This is a genomic window from Ruegeria sp. AB7 (genome assembly GCF_056542625.1).
Genome location: NZ_JBQGAC010000004.1, coordinates 302,158 through 321,109, shown reverse-complemented (window position 1 = coordinate 321,109; position 18,952 = coordinate 302,158). Strand labels below are relative to the sequence as shown.

Here is an 18,952-nt window from a genome sequence, read left to right as displayed (position 1 = left end):
GTCTTTGGTGTTCGGTTATTTTAACCCCCCGCAGGTGAATTTCTGTTTCAGAGTTTGTGCGAGTTCTGCAAAATATGATAGGATTCACCAGATTTAGTTATATTTACGGATGAATCTTTCCAAGATGACCACTCTTGATGATCGGGACCACTGCATTCTGACGCTGCTTCAAAATGACAGCCGGGTTTCAAACGCCGAATTGGCAGATGCTGTCGGCATGTCAGCCTCCGCCCTGTGGCGCAGGGTGCGCGCGCTGGAAGAGGCTGGGGTGATCGAACGGTATGGCGCTTTGGTGAACCCTGCCGAGATGGGGTTGACGTTCGAAGCAATCGTGCATGTTCACCTGACCCGGCATGACCCGGACAAGATTGTCGACTTCATCCGGGCCGTCGAGATCAGCCCCGAAGTGCAGGAATGCTACGCCACGACAGGTCAGGCGGATTATCATCTGCGTGTCTTGTGCAGGAATCTGTCGGCTTACAACACGTTTCTGGAAGATTTCTTGTTTCGATTGCCCGCCGTCGCCAGCGCGCAAACGAATGTCGTGCTGCGGACGATCAAGCGGAACCGACCGGTGGTACCCTGAAGCTTAAGCCGCGAAAGCCACCCAAGCCCAGGCCATGCCAATATAAGTAAGGTTGTGAAACAACTGATCCAGACCAGCGGCACGCCAAAAAGCGGCCTGATTGGGTTGCAACTGTTTGCGGTCAGAATAGTTGGCTTTGGCAAAGTCGATGTGAAAATGCACGATCCATTCCAACGCAGCGATGATCAGTATGAATTCAATCGGGGCGCGAAAGAGCGCGAAAATCACGACCGAACCCACAACATGCACAGCAGCATGTTGCGCGCGCCCCATGTGGAAATACGTGCCTCGCCCGGAAAGCATCTTGGGCGTCTGTAAATAATAGTCGGCGAACATGTGTTTGATCTGAAGCAGGCACAGCAACAGAAACACAGCGCCAAAGCTGGCAGGCAAATGAATCCTCCCGATATCGTCCTGAATCAGGAGATTAGGGGGTAAACGCGAAACGCGCAAATGAACTTGTTCACACAACGCAAATTAGGCGCAAATCGGAAATTCATTTGCTTCCGAGGATACGATTGCGGTAAATTCGGCCCGTTGTATTCACGCCAAAATCAGTGATTTGAGCGGCGGATCGTTAGTAGGGGCGGGTTCAATAGAACGATCGATCTTTCAGTTCATCTGGAAATACTCGAAGCGCGACCAGTTGATTTTGCTGGCCGTGACGTCGACCTTGTTTCCTTTGCTTTACCTGACGTTGGAGCTGCCCAAGCGCATCATCAATGACGCAATCGGCGCGACAAGTCAGATTGTCGATGTCTGGGGTTATAGCCTGACACAGACCACTTTTCTGATGATCCTGTGCTTTGCCTTTCTGGCTGCGGTGCTGGCGCACGGGCTGATGAAGATGCGTATCAACACCATGAAGGGTGTTCTGAGTGAGCGTATGCTGCGTCGCTTTCGCTATCAGTTGATCAACCGCGCGCTTCGCTTCCCACAACCATATTTTGAGCGGGTCAGTCAGGGCGAAATGGTCTCGATGATAACCGCTGAAAGCGAACCGATGGGTGGGCTGATGGGGGATGCGATCAGTCAGCCCGTGCTGCAGGCCGGACAAATGATCACGATCCTGTCCTTTCTGTTCCTCCAAAGCGTTTGGTTCGGACTGGCCGCGGTGGCGTTGATCCCGCTGCAGGCCTGGCTGATCCCGCGATTGCAACGCCAGATCAATCTTCTGAACAAGAAGCGCATTCAAGAGGTCCGCGTTTTGGCTGCCCAGATCGGCGAGAACGCTGCCGGTGCTTCGACCCTGCGCGCCAATGGCGGTTGGCGTTATCGGCGGGCGATGATCTCGGATCAGCTGGGGCGCCTGTTCGCCATCCGCTTTGAGATCTATCAGAAGAAGTTCTTTATGAAGTTCATCAACAACTTCATATCGCAGCTGACGCCATTCATGTTCTACCTTGTCGGTGGCCTGCTGGTGTTGCAGGGGTCTGTTTCGCTGGGTGCTCTGGTGGCTGCGCTGGCGGCTTACAAAGACTTGAGCTCACCCTGGAAAGAACTGCTGACCTATTATAATCAAACGCAGGACATGTCGCTGCGATGGGATGTTGTGATTGATCGTTTCGCACCGGATGGAATGATTGATGAAGCCCTGTTTGACGGAGAGCCAGCGGATCGTCCGCATCTGAATGGCGATATCGTACTGAATCAGGTCTCGGTTCGTGATATCGACGGCAATCAGGTTTTGGATGATCTGGACCTGACGTTCCCAGCAGGTAAAACGGTCGGCATTTCGGCCACTAGCGAGGAAGATCGCCATGCACTGACCGAGTTGCTGACCCGCGAGATACTGCCAACCTCTGGCCGTATTGAAATCGGCGGCATCAATATGGCTGGCCTGCATCAAAGCGTTGTTGCCCAACGAATAGGTCTAGCAACCTCGCGCCCCATAATGTTTCAGGGCACGTTGGGTGAAAATGTGATGATGCCGATGCGGTCACATCCATTGTCCAAGTCCACCGAGGATCCGCATTTCCCTGAGACGCTGAGGGCAGGCAATAGTCCTGATCCATTCAACGCCGAATGGCTTGACCCCGGAATGGCGGGTTTTGACGATACGGCGCGGCTGCGCGATTGGTGGCTGAAACTGATCGATGGCATGGGCTCGGGCGCGGCGTTGTTTCAGCGCGGTGCCGAGCAGGTGTTTGATGCGAATGAGCGCCCGGAACTGGCAGCAAAGCTGGTCGAATTGCGCCCTCGGGTTCAGAAGGCGGTGCGCGAGGCCGGGCTTGATCAGCAGGCGCTGATTTTCGATCGCTGCGCGTATAACCCTGCGCTACCCGTTGCTGAGAACCTGTTGTTTGCCACCCCTTGTGTTCCAGTGACACGGCAATTGCTGGCACAGCAGACCGTGTTTCTGGGCCAGTTGCGCGAGTTGGGGTTGGATGAAACCCTGATCAGCCTGACACGCGACGTAATTGAGATGCTGCGCCAGATCTTTGGGCTTGATGGAACGGATCATCCTCTGTTTCGCAAGCTGGGGCTTGAGGCCCAGACCTACGAGGCCGCGGTTGAATTGGTCGAGCAAACCCGGAAGGAAGGCGCAAACGGGCTGGATGACGAACAATTGGCTAGCTTGCTTTCGGTGCCATTTGTGATCTCGGCCGAGCAGATTGGCCCGGCGTTTTCGGATGAGCTGAAGAACCGCATTCTTGAGCTTCGCCACAGCCACTCGGCCAAATTGCTGGAACCGTTGCACGATGTATTCGTCCCGTTGGATGAGGATGCCTTTGCACCCGGTTTGACGGTCATGGAAAACGCACTGTTTGGCAAGGTCAGCCAGATCGGCGGTGCGCGGACCGACGAGGCGCGCAAACTGATCGTCGATGTTCTGGCCGAGAACGGGGCGCGACCGATGGTGGTGGAACTGATCTATGATGTTCCGGTCTCGATTGGCGGCCAGAACTTGCCTGCGGTATTTGCCGAACCGCTGGCCTTTACCCGCGCTGCGATCAAAAAGCCGGATATTCTGATCCTGGAAACCGCGCTTGCCAGCTATGATATGGAGACACAGGTCGCAGTTTATAAAAATCTGCGTGAATTGCTGCCCGAAACTACTGTAATCTATCTAAATGATGCGTTCGAAAATCCAGATGTTTTCGACATGTATGTTGAAATCCGTCAGGGCCGGGTCGTGACGGGTGAAGGCCCAACCGACGTCGACGGCGACGGTGCGGCGTCTGCCGATCTGGTACGCAAATTGCGTGCGCTTGAGCAGACCCCGTTGTTCTCTGGGCTCGACCGTCGCCAGCTTCGACTGCTGGCCTTTGGTGCGCGCTGGTTCGAAGCGAAACCTGGCCAGGTGGTGTTTCTGAAGGATGATCAGCCAACCGATGGCGCCTATGTCATCCTTGAGGGCGAGGCAGGATTGTACCTGCCGCGTTCGGGCGAGGCCAATCAACTGATCACAACGGTTGGTGCGGGCGCGTTGGTGGGAGAGCTGGGGTTGATCCGAAAAGAGCCTCGGGCGTTGAGCATGGTGGCTGAAACGGAACTGTCCTGCCTACGGATCGGTGAGGAGGAATTTCTGGCGGTCGTCGAGAACGATGCAGCCACAGCCTTTAAACTGTTGCAGGTCATCGCGGGGTATGTCTCGAACTGATCGGCTTGCTCGCCTGTCGATTGTTACCCTTCGGTTGCGGGTGCACCGCCTTGAAACGCATTCCCATTTGCATAGTCACATGGGGTTTCCTGCATCTGTAGGTGCAGCCCGTCACCTTTGTAGGGATGGGCTCGGGCAAGGCCTTCATCGACCTCGATACCAAGGCCGGGCTCGGTCGGAGGAGTGACGAACCCCTTCTCGACGCGGATGCTTCCCTTTATCAGTTGATCGTGGAATGGGGTCTCGATGCTTTCAAGCAGCAGCAGGTTCGGGATCGACGCCGCCAGATGAATATTCGCCGCCCACTCGATCGGTCCCGCATACAGATGGGGTGCCATCTGGGCGTTGAAAACCTCGGCCATCGCGGCGACTTTCTTCATCTCCCAGATACCACCAGCGCGTCCCAACGCAGGCTGAAGGATTTCGGCGGCCCCGGCGCGCAGGACCGCGCCAAATTCCGCTTTGGTTGTCATCCGTTCACCGGTCGCGACAGGGATACGGGCATTGCGCGCCACACGGGCCATATCCTCGATCATGTCGGGGGGTGTGGGTTCTTCGAACCACAGCGGCGAAAAGGGTTCCAGCGCTTGGCCCAGACGTATAGCTCCGGCTGTGTTGAACTGGCCATGAGTACCGAACAGCAGATCGGCCTTGTCTCCAACTGCCTCACGGATCGCTTTGCAAAACGCTATCGACATTGAGATATCGGACATCGCGGGCATGTGCCCGCCGCGGATTGTATAAGGCCCGGCGGGATCAAACTTGACGGCGGTATAGCCGCGCCGGACCATTTCAGCAGCACTTTCTCCGGCCTGCTCAGGTGAAGTCCAGAAGTCCGTCAGGTTATGCTGAGGAAGTGGGTAGAGATAGGTGTACGCCCGGATACGGTCGTTCATTCGCCCACCCAGCAGCGCATAGACCGGACGATCACGATCCTTGCCCAAAATGTCCCAGCAGGCAATTTCGAGCCCTGAGAACGCACCCATGACGGTCAGGTCTGGTCGCTGAGTGAAGCCGCTGGAATAGGCGCGGCGGAACATCAACTCGATATTCTCGGGGTTTTCGCCCTGCATGTGCCGTTCGAATACATCGCGAATGACATGGGTCATGGCTTCGGGACCAACCGAGGACGCGTAGCATTCCCCCCAACCGATCACGCCCGTATCCGTGGTGACCTTGACCAAAATCCAATAGCGCCCACCCCAACCCGGGGCCGGAGGGGCAGTAACGATGACATCGAGATCTTGCAGTTTCATCGGGCGTTCCTTTTGCGGGTTCAGTCGCGATCGAACAAGATCACGTTGCGTTTGGCCGCACCGGACTTGGTGTCTTCGATGGCCTCATTGATCTGCGACAGGGTCCAGCGACCCGAGATCAACTCGTCCAGTTTCAGCCGCCCCTGTTCATACAGATCGATCATCCAGGGGATGTCTCGCTGGATCACTACATCGCCCATTTTTGAGCCCACCATGCCCTGGCCAAGCGCGGCCAGCACGACGGGTTCGTAGCTGGACATGTCACCAGAATGGGGCATCCCGATCATGATCGCCTTACCGCCCCGACCAAGATAACGCGGGGCCTGATCATAAGCCGGGATTGCACCAACAGTAATTAAGACGGCGTCTGCGCCACGTCCGCCCAGCGCCTTGTAGGCGGCTTTCCACGGCTCTTTCTGGCTGGCCAAAACACCATGGGTCGCGCCGAACTCCATTGCGATATCCAGCTTATCCTGTGTCATATCGACCGCAACGATACGGCGAGCTCCGGCAATACGTGCGCCTTGGATTGCGTTCAAGCCGACGCCCCCGGCGCCGATGACAACCACGTCCTGCCCGGGGCGAAGCTGGGCGGCGTTGACCGCTGCGCCAACACCGGTGATCACCCCGCAAGACAGCAGGCTGGCAAGGTCCTTGGGCAGGGTCTCAGGTATGCGGACGATCTGTCGGTGGCTGACAACTACCTTTTCGGCAAAGGCCCCGCATGCCATGGCCTGTTCCAGCGCATCACCGTCGGCAGTCTGCAGCGGACCTTTCACCGTGTCATAAGGTGTTTCACAAATGGTGGGCATACCACCGGCACAGGACGGGCAGGACCCGCAGGCGCGGATCAAGGTTACCACAACGGGATCACCAAGTTTGAAATCCCCTGCGCCTTCACCAACAGCAGAAACGATGCCAGCCGCTTCGTGCCCGTAAACCGCGGGCAAGTGGCCGCCCCATGCGCCGCTTGCAAAGGAAATGTCCGAATGGCAAATCGCCACTGCATCCAGCGTGACCTCGACCTCGCCCATGCCGGGTGGTGCAATCAGGATGTCTTCGATGACCAGAGGTTCGCCGAAGGCCCGGCATACGGCTGCTTTGATGGTTTGCATGTGTTTTCCCGCTCCCTAACGGGATCACGGTGACCCGTCCCGGCGGGACCTGCAAGGTGGAAACCGTCACGGATGTGTCGTTGTTCTGCCAAAGTGGGGTAGACGCAAAAGAATCCACCTATTGATAAGCATTGTGTGGGTCATCGGTTCAGTGTGCGACAACCAAACAGATCGGCGCACGGCGTATCGGGGTCGGGACATCGACGGTGGCTGGCTACATTCGTTGCGAGATCTGGTGCATCAACCCGGCAAGATGCTCAGGATGCGAAAAAAACGGCGAGTGAGAGCTGTCTATCGTGAGGTGCATATCAGGGTCCGCACAACCCGCCATCTCGGCCTGATATTCGGTCGGAACGATTCGGTCATCGGTAGTTCTGATGTACCCTTTTGGAACGCGCGCGAAGTTATCGCCGACGTCTAGGGGGGTAGTCTGCGGTGCAATCGCCTGGGGGCACAGGCGCGCGAATGCATAGGCAACCACCTCGCGCGCGCAGTCGTGATAAAGCAGGTCGTGCACCTGATCCGGTACCACCGAATACGACAACCCGTCGCCGGATACTTCGACGGCATTTCCGATCAGTTGGCGTGGGGCTCGTTTGCGCATTTCGACCATAGATAGCCCGGATTTCGGAACATAGGCACTTAGATAAATCACACCTCGCATGGCGTTCGGGTCGGTCTCGGCAGCCGCACTTACGGGATATCCACCCCACGAGTGCCCTAAGATGATGGTCTTTGGTGTCGAAGCCTTCAGCACGGCATCTCTGCACGTTCCAAGGGTGACATCGCGGATAGGCGTCGGGTCCGAGCCGTGGCTTGGCATATCGATGGCGCGGGCGGTATGTCCGAAAGTGGTCAGTTCCGGGATCAGATCGCGCCAGCACCAGGCACCGTGCCAAGAGCCATGTACAAGCAAGAAATCTGCCAACAATCCCTCCTTCAAATATGTCCGATCTCGGTCAGAAAATCACCAATCAATTGGGCAAAGTCCTGAGGGCGCTCGACGCAGGGCAGGTGGCCTGCCTTTCGGATCAGCGCAAAGCGTGAACCAGGGATCAGATCGACCGTTTCGCGCACCAGATCGGGCGGGGTTGAGCCGTCTTCGCTGCCCGCAATCCCCAAGGTCGGCAGGCGCAATCCGCTGGTTGGCGTATAGAAATCGGTGCCAGAGATTGCAGCGCAGCAGCCCAGATAGCCATCGACCGGTTGTCGGACCATCATGTTGCGCCAAAGCGTCATCTCGGCGCTGGCCCGGAATGATTTCGAGAACCACCGATCCATGGTGGCATCCGCCAGTGCCTCGATCCCGCCTTTACGGACAGCATCCATACGCTGCTGCCACATCTTGGGAGTGCCGATCTTGGCGGCCGTATTCGACAGCACCAGCGCGCGGATCTGATCCATACGCTTGACCGCCAGACCCTGCGCAATCATGCCACCGACGGACAGACCCACGAATACGCAATCCTTGACCTCTAGATAATCCAGCAATTGCTCGGCGTCGCGCACCAGATTTCCCATGGAATAGGGCGCTGAGGGTGCTGTTGACAATCCGTGCCCGCGTTTGTCGAACCTAATGATGCGCAGGCCTTTGGGCAGTAGCGGCAATATCGGGTCCCACAGCCGCATATCCGTGCCCAGTGAATTAGCAAACACGATGGGGGCGCCAGCGGCGTCGCCATCAATTCGGTAGTGTATCCGAATATCTTTGAGGTCAGCGATATGCATGTTTAGCGTCCCCGTCTGCTCAGGGTGTCGATTAAAACGACTACGACCGGATTTTGCACCGGCTGTAAGCGATTGTCAGGTAAGGAATTCCAACGCCCGTTCAAAGATCTGCGGATCCACGTTGCCGCCCGAGGCGACTACGATCACCGCATTCCCATCAATCTGATCCTTGCGAAACAGGGCAGAGGCCAGCGAAACCGCTCCGCCCGGTTCCAGCACGATCTTCAGACGCAGAAACGCAAAGGCCATGGCGCGTAGGGATTCCTGTTCAGATACCGACAGACCAGGGCCGCAAAGCCGCTGCAGGATGGGAAAGGTTATCTGTCCCGGCTGTGGCGTCAGGATTGCGTCGCAGATGTTTCCCGAAGTAGCGTCGTTGCTTTGGATCGTCCCGCTTGCCAGCGAGCGTTTCACGTCTTCGAACCCTTCAGGCTCGCATGGACGAGGGCGCAGACCGGGCGCGTGACGCTCTAACGCCAGCGCGATACCAGATGTCAGCCCGCCGCCGCCACAGCAGATCAGAACGTCACCTTCGGTCACGCCCAGCGCCCGTGCCTGACGTGCCAGCTCCAGTCCCGTTGTTCCCTGGCCAGCGATCACTTGCGGTTCGTCATAAGGCCGGATCAAGGTCAAACCGCGCTCGGCAGCCAATGCCTCGCCGATGTCTTCGCGGCTTTCGCTGGCACGGTCATATAGGACGACCTCACCGCCCAGCGCGCGCGTATTTTCAATCTTCAGCTTCGGCGCATCCGAGGGCATGACGATGACGGACGAGATTCCATGTTGAGCCGCTGCATAGGCAACACCCTGTGCGTGATTGCCCGAGGAATAGGCGATGACGCCCCGGTTGCGCGCCGCCTCATCCAATGCCGAAATAGCTGACCACGCGCCGCGAAATTTGAAGCTGCCGGTGTGTTGCAGGCATTCGGGTTTGATCAGCACGCGGCGACCCGCGATTTCATCCAGGAAAGGCGATGACAGAAGTGGCGTCTCGCGCACGTGACCTTTCAGCCGCTCGGCGGCGGCTTCGATCATGTCTATGTTGCTCATTTGGCGTCCAGTATCTTGCGGATCAGGTCTAGGGATTGAGGCTCGTTCAGGAACGGGACATGTCCTCGGCCCGGCACTTCGGTCGAGATCAATTCGGGGTGGTGTGCGTGCATCATTTGCACTGTGGCCGCGCTTAAAAGGTCAGAGTTTGCGCCGCTGATCACACCGGTGGGGATCGTACGCAGGGCGTCGAACAAAGGCCACAGGTCCGGTGCCGGGGTGATGGCAGCCTGCTCGATCAACGCTTGTCTTAGCGCCGGGTCATAACGCAGTTCTAACCCGGTATCCGTCTGGATGTACTGATGTTCTACCTGCTGTCTCCAGACATCTTGAGCGACGCCGGGGAACTGTGGTGCCATCATCGCGTGCAGGACCTGCGCAGCCTCATCATAGGTTTGTGAACTTGGGGAATTGCCGACATAGTCCATGATCTTGGCAATGCCGGCGGGTTCGATTACCGGACCAACGTCATTTAATATCACACCTGCCAGACGGTCAGGATGGCTGGCGGCCAAGGCCATCGCGACCAGCCCCCCGCGTGACGTGCCCAACAGGGTCACCTTTTCCAAGCCCAGATGATCCAGCAGTTCAATCGCATCCAGCCCCTCGCGCAGGATGTTGTAATTCATGTAGTTCGCATCAAAATCGGACTTGCCGCGCCCGCGATAATCCATCGCAATCATACGAAGATCACGCATATGTGGCGCAAGAAATGAAAAGTCGCGGCAGTTGCGCGTCAAGCCAGCCAAGCAAAGCAGAGGATGGCCCGTGCCAGTATCTTCATAGTACAGGCGTTTGCCGTCCGAGGTGGTGAAATATGCCATCAAAGTCCTGCCAATTGCGGGATCGTCGTCAGGTCCGGCAGCACATGTGCAGGTTTCCACGGCAGGCGATCCATTGGTTCGCCAGCGCGGTTGACCCAAGCTGTGACAAATCCATAGCCGCTTGCCCCGGCAGCGTCCCACCCGTTTGAGCTGACGAACAGCACTTCATCGCGCGCGCAGCCGAAGCGGTTCTGCACCAGATCGTATACGCTGGCATGGGGTTTGAAGACCCCCACGCTTTCGACCGACAGAACATCATTCAGCACATCACCGATCCCGGCAGACTGCACCGCCCCGTTCAGCATCGGGGGTGAACCGTTGGACAAGATGGCGGTCTGCAACCCACCGGCCTTCAGCGCCTTCAACATATCGGGGACCTCGGGATAGGCCTGCAACTCCCAATACAAATCGAGCAGACGCTGCCGAAGGGTGTTATCCCCCTGAAGGCCTACCGCTTCCAAGGCCCAATCCAGCCCATCTTGCGTGACATCCCAAAAGTCACAATGCGCATCAGCGACAGCACGCAACCATGTATATTGCAGTTGCTTCAGACGCCAGTGATTGGCCAACTCGGGCCATTTGCTAGCCAACGCTTCAAATCCGGGCTCTGTTGCGGCCTGCCTGGCGGCGGCGGCCACGTCAAACAGAGTACCATAAGCGTCGAATACACACGTGGTGATAGCCATCCGATCCTCCCCTGATCGGGCGCAGGTAATCACAACCGGTTCCGGGGTTAAAGAGGGCAGGGTTTACAATGCTGTGTCAGCCTCTAGGCTGCGCCGTTCATTTCTTTTCAGGCCGGAGGCCATCATGACCGCAATCAAACAAGGCGACACGGTTCGCATCCACTACACCGGAACTCTGCTGGACGGCAAAGTCTTCGACAGTTCCGAGGGGCGCGATCCGTTGGAGTTTGCGGTTGGTTCCGGGCAGATCATACCCGGTCTGGACGCTGCCCTGCCGGGCATGGAGATTGGCGAGAAGAAGCGTGTCGAGATCGATTGCGTTGACGCCTATGGCCCGATCAATCCGGGCATACGGCAGCAGATCCCGCGTGAAGGCATCCCGGATGACATTCCGCTTGAACCCGGCACGCAGTTACAGATGCAAACTCCTGACGGTCAGGCATTGCCAGTGACTGTCGTCGAGGTAGATGAGGCGACAGTGACCTTGGATGCAAATCATCCACTAGCGGGGCAAGATCTGGTCTTCGATATCGAAATCGTTTCGATCAACTGATGCTGATTGGATCAAAGGCCCGGGATATGTGACAACAACGGCTCAATCGCATCGCGCACGGGCGGTTGGGTCAGAAACACAAAGGCAATCAGCAGCGATGTGAGAATCAGCAGCAAAAGACGCGCACGTCCGCTTCCTGATTTGCGTTTCAAAGCTGGCGAGCGCGTGTTGCTCGCAAGGATCTGTTCAAGTTTGCTCATATCGTAATCCCTGCGGGGCAAAGATGTTCAAATCTTGGCACCCGCAGGGAAAGATATAGTCACATGGCCTCTGGCTGGGGCATGCCCAGAATATGATACCCGCCGTCGACGCGGATGATCTCACCCGAAGTATAGCTGCCGGCGTCGGACGCAAGATAAACGGCGGTGCCTCCGACGGCCTCCAGCGTGGCATTCGAACGCATCGGTGCGTTCTGGTCGCAGAACTTGTAGGTCTTGCGTGCACCACCAATAGCCGCACCCGCCAATGTTTTCATCGGGCCGGGCGAGATGGCGTTCACGCGAATACCCTCAGGGCCCAGATCGTTCGCCAGATAGCGCGTCGCCGATTCCAGCGCAGCCTTGGCGACGCCCATGACATTGTAGTTTGGTACAACCTTGTTCGATCCCTGATAGGTCAGTGTCAACAATGTGCCGCCATTGTCCTTCATCAGCGGATAGGCGCGACGGGCAACTTCGATGAACGAATAGGCCGACACATCCAGCGAGTGTTTGAAGTTTGCCCGCGTGGTGTTCAAGAATCGACCGGTCAGTTCGGACTTGTCCGAATAAGCGATAGCGTGGACAACAAAATCTATTGTTGGCCAGCGGGCGGACAACTCGCCAAACGCGCGATCCAATGAATCATCATCGGTCACATCCGCATCGACCATGAAGTCGCTGCCCAAGCTTTGGGCCAGCGGTTCAAGCCGTTTGCCAAACGCCTCGCCCTGATAGGTGAAAGCCAGCTCAGCGCCCGCTTCGTGCATGGCTTTGGCGATGCCCCACGCGATAGAGCGGTCATTAGCCACGCCCATGATCAGGCCGCGTTTACCCTTGAGAATATCCGACATCTTGTTCACCCGTTATACTTCGACAGAACCATGGATCCGTTGGTGCCGCCAAAGCCGAAGCTATTGGTCATCACGCTGTCCAAGCCTGCGTTTTCAACCACTTGAGTTGCAATTTCACCGGGCAAGATGCCGTCGGCAAGTGTGTCGACATTGATCGACGGAGTAATGAAATCATGTTCCAGCATGAGCAGGCAGAAGATCGCCTCAAGCGCCCCCGCTGCGCCTTGCGCGTGACCGGTCATCGATTTTGTCGATGAAATCGGAGGCACACTGCCTTCACCAAAGATACGGCGTACGGCTTCGACTTCTCCGACGTCGCCCACTGGGGTCGAGGTGCCGTGGGCATTGATATAGCCGACCTTGCGGCCTTCGGGCACGGTCGACAGCGCCAGACGCATCGCGCGCTCGCCGCCTTCGCCGGATGGTGCCACCATGTCGTGCCCATCAGATGTCGCGGCATAGCCGGTTACTTCGGCATAGATTTTCGCACCGCGCGCCAGCGCATGCTCGAGATCTTCCAGAACCACGATGCCGCCACCGCCGGAAATCACAAATCCGTCGCGGTTCTGATCGAATGCGCGCGAGGCTTTATCAGGTGTGTCGTTGTACTTGGACGACATCGCACCCATCGCGTCGAACAGGCAGGACAGGGTCCAGTCCAGCTCTTCTCCGCCGCCCGCGAACATCACATCCTGCTTGCCCAGCATGATCTGTTCAGCCGCATTGCCGATGCAGTGCAGCGAGGTCGAGCAGGCCGAGGTGATCGAGTAGTTGATACCTTTGATTTTGAACGCGGTCGCCAAGTTCGCAGAAATCGTCGAACACATGCACTTTGGCACTGCAAACGGGCCGATCCGTTTGGTTGCGCCGGTTTTCAGCACGGTTTGGTGCGCGGTCAACATCGCACTGGTCGATGGTCCACCCGAACCGGCCACCAGACCTGTGCGCGGATTGACCACCTGATCTTCGGTCAGCCCGGCGTCCGCGATGGCCTGATTCATCGCGATATGGGCATAGGCAGCACCCGGACCCATGAACCGCAGGGTCCGCTTGTCCACGTGATCGGCCACATCGATTTTCAGCGAACCGGCGATTTGGCTGCGAAAGCCGTGCTCGACCATTTGTTCGCTTGCTACGATGCCGGATTTGCCTGCTTTGAGCGAGGCGAGCACCTCTTCGGCATTGTTCCCGATCGAGGACACAACCCCCAGACCGGTGACGACTACTCGACGCATGTGCGTACTCCTTATTGCGGCCGGTCAGGCTCAGGCGTCTGACAGAACGACCTTCATATCCTTGACGTCGTATATCAATTCGCCATCGGCTTCGACGATGCCATCTGCCACACCCATGGTCAGGCGGCGCGTCTGGATCGCCTTTTTGAAATCAATCTTATAGGTCAGCATCTTCCGGTCCGGGCGCACCATGCCGGTCAACTTGACCTCTCCGACGCCAACGGCCATGCCACGTCCTTGCCAGCCGCGCCAGCCGAGGTTGAAGCCGGTCAGTTGCCACAAACCGTCCAGGCCCAGACAGCCGGGCATGATCGGATTGCCGGGGAAATGGCAGTCAAAGAACCAAAGGTCAGGTGTGATATCAAATTCGGCCAGCACATGACCCTTGCCATGCGCTCCACCGTCGCCGGAAATCTCGGTAATGCGGTCCATCATCAACATCGGCGGAGCCGGCAACTGCGCGTTGCCAGGGCCAAATAGTTCGCCGCGGGCGCATTTCAGCAGATCGTCCTTGTCAAAACTGCTCGGGAATTGGGCCATTCTGCCGCCTCTCCTGCCTGGGTCCGTTTATTACATCTGGCCTCGTCTATCACCCGTATGCAAGGTCCTGCAAGACCAGCACTCCATATCTTGTTGTGACTACAATATTCTTTGCGAATGAATTTCATTTGAAATTGCAGGCAGGGCGCACTTATATTAAGGGCAGCAAAACACAGGTATCGGATTCATGACACCTCAGAGCCGTGAGATCGCTGCAAATTGGTTGGTTGACGCAGGTTTGCGCCCCACGCGCCAAAGGGTTGCTTTGGCCGAATTGCTTGTGGGCGACGGTCTGCATCGTCATGTGACTGCAGAAAGCCTGTTTGAATCCGCAAAAGCCAAAGGTGACGCGGTTTCGCTTGCGACCGTATACAACACATTGCGGGCGTTTTGCGATGCCGGGGTGCTTCAAGAGATCACTGTTGACGGGTCCAAAAGCTATTTCGACACCAACACGCATGACCATCCGCATTTCTATTGGGAAGACGAAAGCCGTCTGAGCGATGCACCATCCGACCAATTGGTGATCCAACAATTGCCGGAAGCTCCTGAAGGCGTCGAAATCGCATCGGTCGATGTGGTGATCCGCCTGCGGAAGAAGTAACCTCTAATCCTTACATAACAACGTAACCAACGCATGCTCAGCCTGTGTGATCATCGGATCTGTCGGCCCCGTGCCATGCCGTGCCAATACAACAGATTCGGTTGCATCTGGATCGGTGATCGGCAGGCTTATCACGCGGACCTGATCATAACTGAAGCCGTTTTTAGGGCTGGTATAGCTTATCCCGATGCCTTCCCCATGAGCGGCCAGACTGCGCGAAAGCTCCAATGATTCCGCTCGGTGCGAGATTGTGGGGTTCAGACCTTTGCGTCTGAAAAGCGCGAGTACATGCTGTGCAGACAAACCCTCTTTAGACAGAATCAGTGGATATGACGCTAGCTCGGTCAGGGTGACCTGATTGGCCGCCGCCAGTGTATGATCAGGTGAAAGCAGTGCGTGTGGGGTGCTGTCGAACAACTTCTTGCAGGAAAAACCGGCATCCATGCCGAGGTCATAGGTGAGTGCAAAATCGTATCTGCCATCGATCAGGCCGGAAATCAGGCCTTCGAACGTCTCAACCCCGTGTGTCAGGACGACGTCGGGCAAAGCTTCTTGCAGGCGGTGCAGAGATTGGGCCAGAAGAAAGGGTGCCAGATCGACAAAGCATCCCAGGCGCAATCGGCGCTCGCCGGTTATCGGCTGCTTTGACTGTTCCAAAAGCGCTGCTCGCTTCAACAAGGTCTCGGCCTCTTCGATGAATTTGCGGCCCTGCGGGGTCGGCGCCATCGCGGCACCCCGTCTTCGGGCAAACAGTGGATATCCCAAACGTGATTCGACCCGGGTCAGCGCATTGGACAAGGCAGGTTGCGATACATTTAGGCGTTGTGCCGCAGCAGACAGGCTGCCATGCCGGCCGATGGCGCAAACATATTCGTACTGGCGCAGAGTGAGGTATAACATAGAGTTAATACCTAATTTGAAAGATATGATTTGAACAGATGTCTTATTCATGCGCAGATCGGGCGACAAATCTAAGGAGACCGCGATGACCCACCCTCTTGTTTCTCAGGCCATGATCGACAACTTCCAGACGGACGGCGTTGTGTTGGTCAAAGGCCTGTTCGCCGATCATATTGAAACCCTACGGGCCGGGGTTGCCGCGAATATGGCCGAGCCGGGTCCTTATGCTTCGGAGAACAGAAAAGATGGCGAAACCGGCCGTTTTTTTGACGACTATTGCAACTGGTCCCGTATCCCGCAGTTTCGTGAAGTGATCGAAAAATCTCCTGCTGCTGAAGTAGCGGCCGACCTCATGCAGTCGCAATCTGTGCAGATGTTCCATGACCATGTTCTGGTGAAGGAACCCGGAACCTCGATGGCAACGCCGTGGCATCAGGATGGGCCATACTATTTTGTGGATGGTCAACAGAATATCAGCTTCTGGTCACCGTTGGATCCGGTGAAACAAGCGACCTTGCGCTGCGTTGCCGGTTCGCACCGCTGGGAAAAAGAAGTGCTACCTACCCGCTGGGTCTCGGAAGAAGGTTTCTTCCCCGACGAGGGGCAGTACATGCCGATTCCGGACCCAGATGCCGAAGGGATGAAGATTGTAGAATTTGAAATGGAGCCCGGTGACGCAGTGGCCTTCAATTATCGCACACTACACGGGGCTCGAGGCAATACTTCCGATAGCCGACGCAGGGCATTTTCGCTGCGATTGGTTGGTGATGATGCACGTTATGTCGAGCGTCCAGGCCGGACTTCGCCGCCATTTCCGGGACATGAAATGGTGCCGGGGCAGCGGCTGCGCGAGGACTGGTTCCCAGTTCTGCTACAGCGTTAGAACCTAGAACCACTGGCCCGATTCGATCAGGCCCAGATCCAGCAATTGGCGCGAGTCCCATTCGAACGGAGTTGAATGGTTCCAGCAGAAGTTGGAGATATCAAACGTCGATCCGGCGTTCGTCTTCAATGCTTTGGCCGCCCGGAACGAACAGATCGCGGCGGTCAGGTTGTTGTGCCATGGGCAGGCGTAGGTGTTGTATTCCGGCTCATTGAAAGTGTGATCAGGCAGAAGTTTCAGATCGGCTTTTGCTTTGAACAGCGAAATCCGATCGATACGGCGTCGTTCATACGGGATATGATCTTCGAACCGCCAACGCAGACCACCGGACATATCCAGTTGCCGCTCTAGCGGCTTGCCAGATGCGTCATGCCGCGTGTGGGCGTAGTATCCGGTCTTGTCCAGCATTGCGTGGTCGGGGGCCACTCCGTTTGGATAGGCCGTCAGATCATTCGCATAAAGATCGATCACATGGGTCAGCATGGCCTGGCGCCGTTCTTCAGAATGGAAGGCCAGCAACTCTCCGACCGAGCGGGTCTCGCAGAAAGGGTAGAACAGATATTCAGAGTTGTAGCAGTAGTATACCCACGTGCCTTGAGCCGCCTGAATGATCCGATTGACGGCCTCAAATACGACGGTTCTGGGCGCGCAGGTCATCGTCACTCGATGAACCCTTTCCCCCAGCGCTTCATCCAGCGTGAATTCCTGGGGCAGGAATGTGATCACGGATTTGAACCCCAGCTTCAAATGATGGTGCAGCGTCCCTTCTAGCTCGACATCATCTTCGGCAAATATCAGTGCCACGGGTCCCTTGCTCAGGATCGACCGATCGGATTTCAGAAGGTGATCAAGGGATTCGTACTGCATCGTTGGTTTCGTTGCCGCCTTGCTGGAAATTCCCGCCAAATTCGGGTAATTGCGCCAGCATTGCAAGCGGCGTTCGATACGTATAGACGACGCCGACCCAGCGACTGCAAAGGCCAACCCATGTCTGAACCGAAAAAGCTGTTTATCAAGACCTATGGCTGTCAGATGAACGTCTATGACAGCGAACGCATGGCCGAAGCGCTGGGCGGACAGGGCTATGTCGAGACCAAATCGCCCGATGATGCGGATATGATCCTGCTTAATACCTGCCACATTCGAGAAAAGGCAGCTGAGAAAGTCTATTCCGAACTGGGCCGTTTCAAGGGCCTCAAAGCGGAAAAGCCGGACCTTAAAATCGGTGTCGCGGGTTGCGTCGCTCAGGCCGAAGGCGAGGAAATCATCCGCCGCCAGCCGCTTGTCGATCTGGTGGTGGGGCCGCAAAGCTATCATCGCTTGCCCGAGATGGAGGCGAAGACGCGCGCGGGTGAAAAGGCGCTGGATACCGAGTTCCCCGAAGAAGACAAATTCGAAAAGCTCAAGAACCGCCCCAAGGCCAAGCGCGGACCGACGGCATTCCTGACCGTGCAGGAGGGGTGTGACAAGTTCTGTGCCTTCTGCGTTGTGCCCTATACACGCGGGGCCGAGGTCAGCCGCCCGGCAGATCGCATCCTGCGTGAGGCCCGCGATCTGGTTGAACGCGGTGTGCGTGAGATCACGCTGCTGGGGCAGAACGTAAATGCCTATCACGGGGCTGGACCGGACGGAGACATGACCCTTGCCGGTCTGATCTGGGAATTGAACAAGGTCGACGGGCTAGAGCGCATACGCTTTACCACCTCGCACCCGAACGACATGGATGATGCGCTGATCGAAGCGCATGGCACCTGTGAGAAGTTGATGCCATATCTGCATTTGCCGGTGCAGTCGGGGTCGGACAAAATTCTAAAGCGGATGAACCGCAGCCACACGGCTGAAAGCTATCTGCGATTGATCGAGCGTATCCGAGAAGCGCGCCCCGATATTCTGATGTCCGGCGATTTCATCGTGGGCTTCCCGGAAGAAACGGAAGAGGATTTTCAGGCCACTCTGGATTTGGTCGAAGAGGTCAAATACGGCTACGCCTATTCCTTCAAATACTCGACGCGACCCGGCACACCTGCAGCAGAACGGCCACAGGTCGAGGCCGAAGTGGCGGATGCACGCCTGCAGCGCTTGCAAGGGTTGATCACGCGCCACCAGCGCGAGATTCAGGACTCGATGGTCGGAAAGACAGTTAATGTCCTGTTTGAAAAGCCTGGGCGGCAACCGGGCCAGATGGTTGGAAAATCCGAGTATCTGCATGCGGTTCACGTCGCGGACGCTGATATCGCGAGCGGCGACTTACGTAAGGTAAGGATAAAATCGTCTGGCGCGAACTCGCTGGGTGGTGAGTTGGTCTGATCCCTTGTGGCTTGCCCGCAAAGGGTTTTC

Annotated in this window: 20 protein-coding genes; 6 read left to right on the top strand and 14 right to left on the bottom strand. The window is 56.9% G+C overall.

The window, feature by feature from the left end; translation table 11 throughout:
- The first annotated feature begins 124 nt into the window (after positions 1-124).
- The gene (locus tag ACR0EN_RS13395) at positions 125-586 is read left to right on the top strand and encodes an Lrp/AsnC family transcriptional regulator (RefSeq protein ID WP_480587159.1); all 462 of its coding nucleotides are present in this window, start codon (positions 125-127) and stop codon (positions 584-586) included.
- Between the two features lie 3 nt (positions 587-589).
- Here the strand turns inward: ACR0EN_RS13395 and ACR0EN_RS13390 are convergent, their stop codons facing one another.
- Positions 590-979 (bottom strand): DUF3307 domain-containing protein, encoded by a 390-nt coding sequence (locus tag ACR0EN_RS13390; RefSeq protein WP_170397621.1) that lies wholly within the window; start codon positions 977-979, stop codon positions 590-592.
- Between the two features lie 169 nt (positions 980-1,148).
- Between ACR0EN_RS13390 and ACR0EN_RS13385 the strand changes: the two genes are divergently transcribed.
- The gene (locus ACR0EN_RS13385) at positions 1,149-4,190 is read left to right on the top strand and encodes an ABC transporter transmembrane domain-containing protein (RefSeq protein WP_480587156.1); all 3,042 of its coding nucleotides are present in this window, start codon (positions 1,149-1,151) and stop codon (positions 4,188-4,190) included.
- A 23-nt stretch (positions 4,191-4,213) separates the two neighbouring features.
- Here ACR0EN_RS13385 and ACR0EN_RS13380 read toward each other — a convergent pair whose 3' ends face one another.
- The 7 genes from ACR0EN_RS13380 to ACR0EN_RS13350 form a co-directional block, all read right to left on the bottom strand.
- A complete protein-coding gene (locus ACR0EN_RS13380; protein WP_480587153.1) occupies positions 4,214-5,446 on the bottom strand; it encodes a mandelate racemase/muconate lactonizing enzyme family protein in 1,233 nt (410 codons plus the stop codon).
- 20 nt (positions 5,447-5,466) lie between these two features.
- Positions 5,467-6,561, bottom strand: coding sequence for a Zn-dependent alcohol dehydrogenase (locus tag ACR0EN_RS13375; protein WP_170397613.1), 1,095 nt, complete (start codon positions 6,559-6,561; stop codon positions 5,467-5,469).
- 214 nt (positions 6,562-6,775) lie between these two features.
- Positions 6,776-7,489, bottom strand: coding sequence for an alpha/beta fold hydrolase (locus ACR0EN_RS13370; protein ID WP_170397608.1), 714 nt, complete (start codon positions 7,487-7,489; stop codon positions 6,776-6,778).
- A gap of 11 nt (positions 7,490-7,500) precedes the next feature.
- A complete protein-coding gene (gene pcaD, locus ACR0EN_RS13365; RefSeq protein ID WP_480587150.1) occupies positions 7,501-8,289 on the bottom strand; it encodes a 3-oxoadipate enol-lactonase in 789 nt (262 codons plus the stop codon).
- A gap of 75 nt (positions 8,290-8,364) precedes the next feature.
- Positions 8,365-9,339, bottom strand: coding sequence for a threonine/serine dehydratase family protein (locus ACR0EN_RS13360; protein WP_170424423.1), 975 nt, complete (start codon positions 9,337-9,339; stop codon positions 8,365-8,367).
- Positions 9,336-10,163 (bottom strand): alpha/beta fold hydrolase, encoded by an 828-nt coding sequence (locus ACR0EN_RS13355; RefSeq protein ID WP_170511494.1) that lies wholly within the window; start codon positions 10,161-10,163, stop codon positions 9,336-9,338. The genes ACR0EN_RS13360 and ACR0EN_RS13355 overlap by 4 nt, the downstream gene beginning before the upstream one ends.
- Entirely contained in the window at positions 10,163-10,849 is a 687-nt protein-coding gene (locus ACR0EN_RS13350) for a haloacid dehalogenase type II (RefSeq protein WP_170511492.1), read from the bottom strand. Before ACR0EN_RS13350 ends, ACR0EN_RS13355 begins: the two co-directional genes overlap by 1 nt.
- Positions 10,850-10,973: 124 nt before the next feature.
- On the opposite strand from ACR0EN_RS13350, the gene ACR0EN_RS13345 reads away from it, so the two are divergent.
- Complete coding sequence (locus ACR0EN_RS13345) at positions 10,974-11,402, top strand: FKBP-type peptidyl-prolyl cis-trans isomerase (RefSeq protein ID WP_480587147.1); 429 nt, start codon at positions 10,974-10,976, stop codon at positions 11,400-11,402.
- Between the two features lie 11 nt (positions 11,403-11,413).
- Here ACR0EN_RS13345 and ACR0EN_RS13340 read toward each other — a convergent pair whose 3' ends face one another.
- From ACR0EN_RS13340 to fabA, 4 genes are read right to left on the bottom strand one after another with little or no spacing between them, the layout of a single operon-like run.
- A complete protein-coding gene (locus ACR0EN_RS13340) occupies positions 11,414-11,602 on the bottom strand; it encodes a hypothetical protein (protein WP_170397589.1) in 189 nt (62 codons plus the stop codon).
- A 59-nt stretch (positions 11,603-11,661) separates the two neighbouring features.
- Positions 11,662-12,453 (bottom strand): enoyl-ACP reductase FabI, encoded by a 792-nt coding sequence (locus ACR0EN_RS13335; protein ID WP_170397587.1) that lies wholly within the window; start codon positions 12,451-12,453, stop codon positions 11,662-11,664.
- A gap of 5 nt (positions 12,454-12,458) precedes the next feature.
- Complete coding sequence (fabB, locus tag ACR0EN_RS13330; protein WP_170397584.1) at positions 12,459-13,688, bottom strand: beta-ketoacyl-ACP synthase I; 1,230 nt, start codon at positions 13,686-13,688, stop codon at positions 12,459-12,461.
- A 30-nt stretch (positions 13,689-13,718) separates the two neighbouring features.
- Entirely contained in the window at positions 13,719-14,228 is a 510-nt protein-coding gene (gene fabA / locus ACR0EN_RS13325; RefSeq protein ID WP_039538618.1) for a bifunctional 3-hydroxydecanoyl-ACP dehydratase/trans-2-decenoyl-ACP isomerase, read from the bottom strand.
- Between the two features lie 187 nt (positions 14,229-14,415).
- Here fabA and irrA point away from each other — a divergent pair, with 187 nt between their 5' ends.
- Positions 14,416-14,832: an iron response transcriptional regulator IrrA gene (gene irrA / locus ACR0EN_RS13320; RefSeq protein ID WP_170397577.1), complete on the top strand. Its 417-nt coding sequence runs from the start codon at positions 14,416-14,418 to the stop codon at positions 14,830-14,832.
- A gap of 3 nt (positions 14,833-14,835) precedes the next feature.
- Here irrA and ACR0EN_RS13315 read toward each other — a convergent pair whose 3' ends face one another.
- The gene (locus tag ACR0EN_RS13315) at positions 14,836-15,732 is read right to left on the bottom strand and encodes a LysR family transcriptional regulator (protein WP_170818116.1); all 897 of its coding nucleotides are present in this window, start codon (positions 15,730-15,732) and stop codon (positions 14,836-14,838) included.
- A gap of 85 nt (positions 15,733-15,817) precedes the next feature.
- On the opposite strand from ACR0EN_RS13315, the gene ACR0EN_RS13310 reads away from it, so the two are divergent.
- Positions 15,818-16,615 (top strand): phytanoyl-CoA dioxygenase family protein, encoded by a 798-nt coding sequence (locus ACR0EN_RS13310; protein WP_170397571.1) that lies wholly within the window; start codon positions 15,818-15,820, stop codon positions 16,613-16,615.
- Positions 16,616-16,618: 3 nt separating this feature from the next.
- Here the strand turns inward: ACR0EN_RS13310 and ACR0EN_RS13305 are convergent, their stop codons facing one another.
- Positions 16,619-17,482: a hypothetical protein gene (locus ACR0EN_RS13305; RefSeq protein WP_170397568.1), complete on the bottom strand. Its 864-nt coding sequence runs from the start codon at positions 17,480-17,482 to the stop codon at positions 16,619-16,621.
- A gap of 120 nt (positions 17,483-17,602) precedes the next feature.
- On the opposite strand from ACR0EN_RS13305, the gene miaB reads away from it, so the two are divergent.
- Positions 17,603-18,922: a tRNA (N6-isopentenyl adenosine(37)-C2)-methylthiotransferase MiaB gene (gene miaB, locus ACR0EN_RS13300; RefSeq protein ID WP_170647436.1), complete on the top strand. Its 1,320-nt coding sequence runs from the start codon at positions 17,603-17,605 to the stop codon at positions 18,920-18,922.
- The last annotated feature ends 30 nt before the right edge of the window (positions 18,923-18,952 follow it).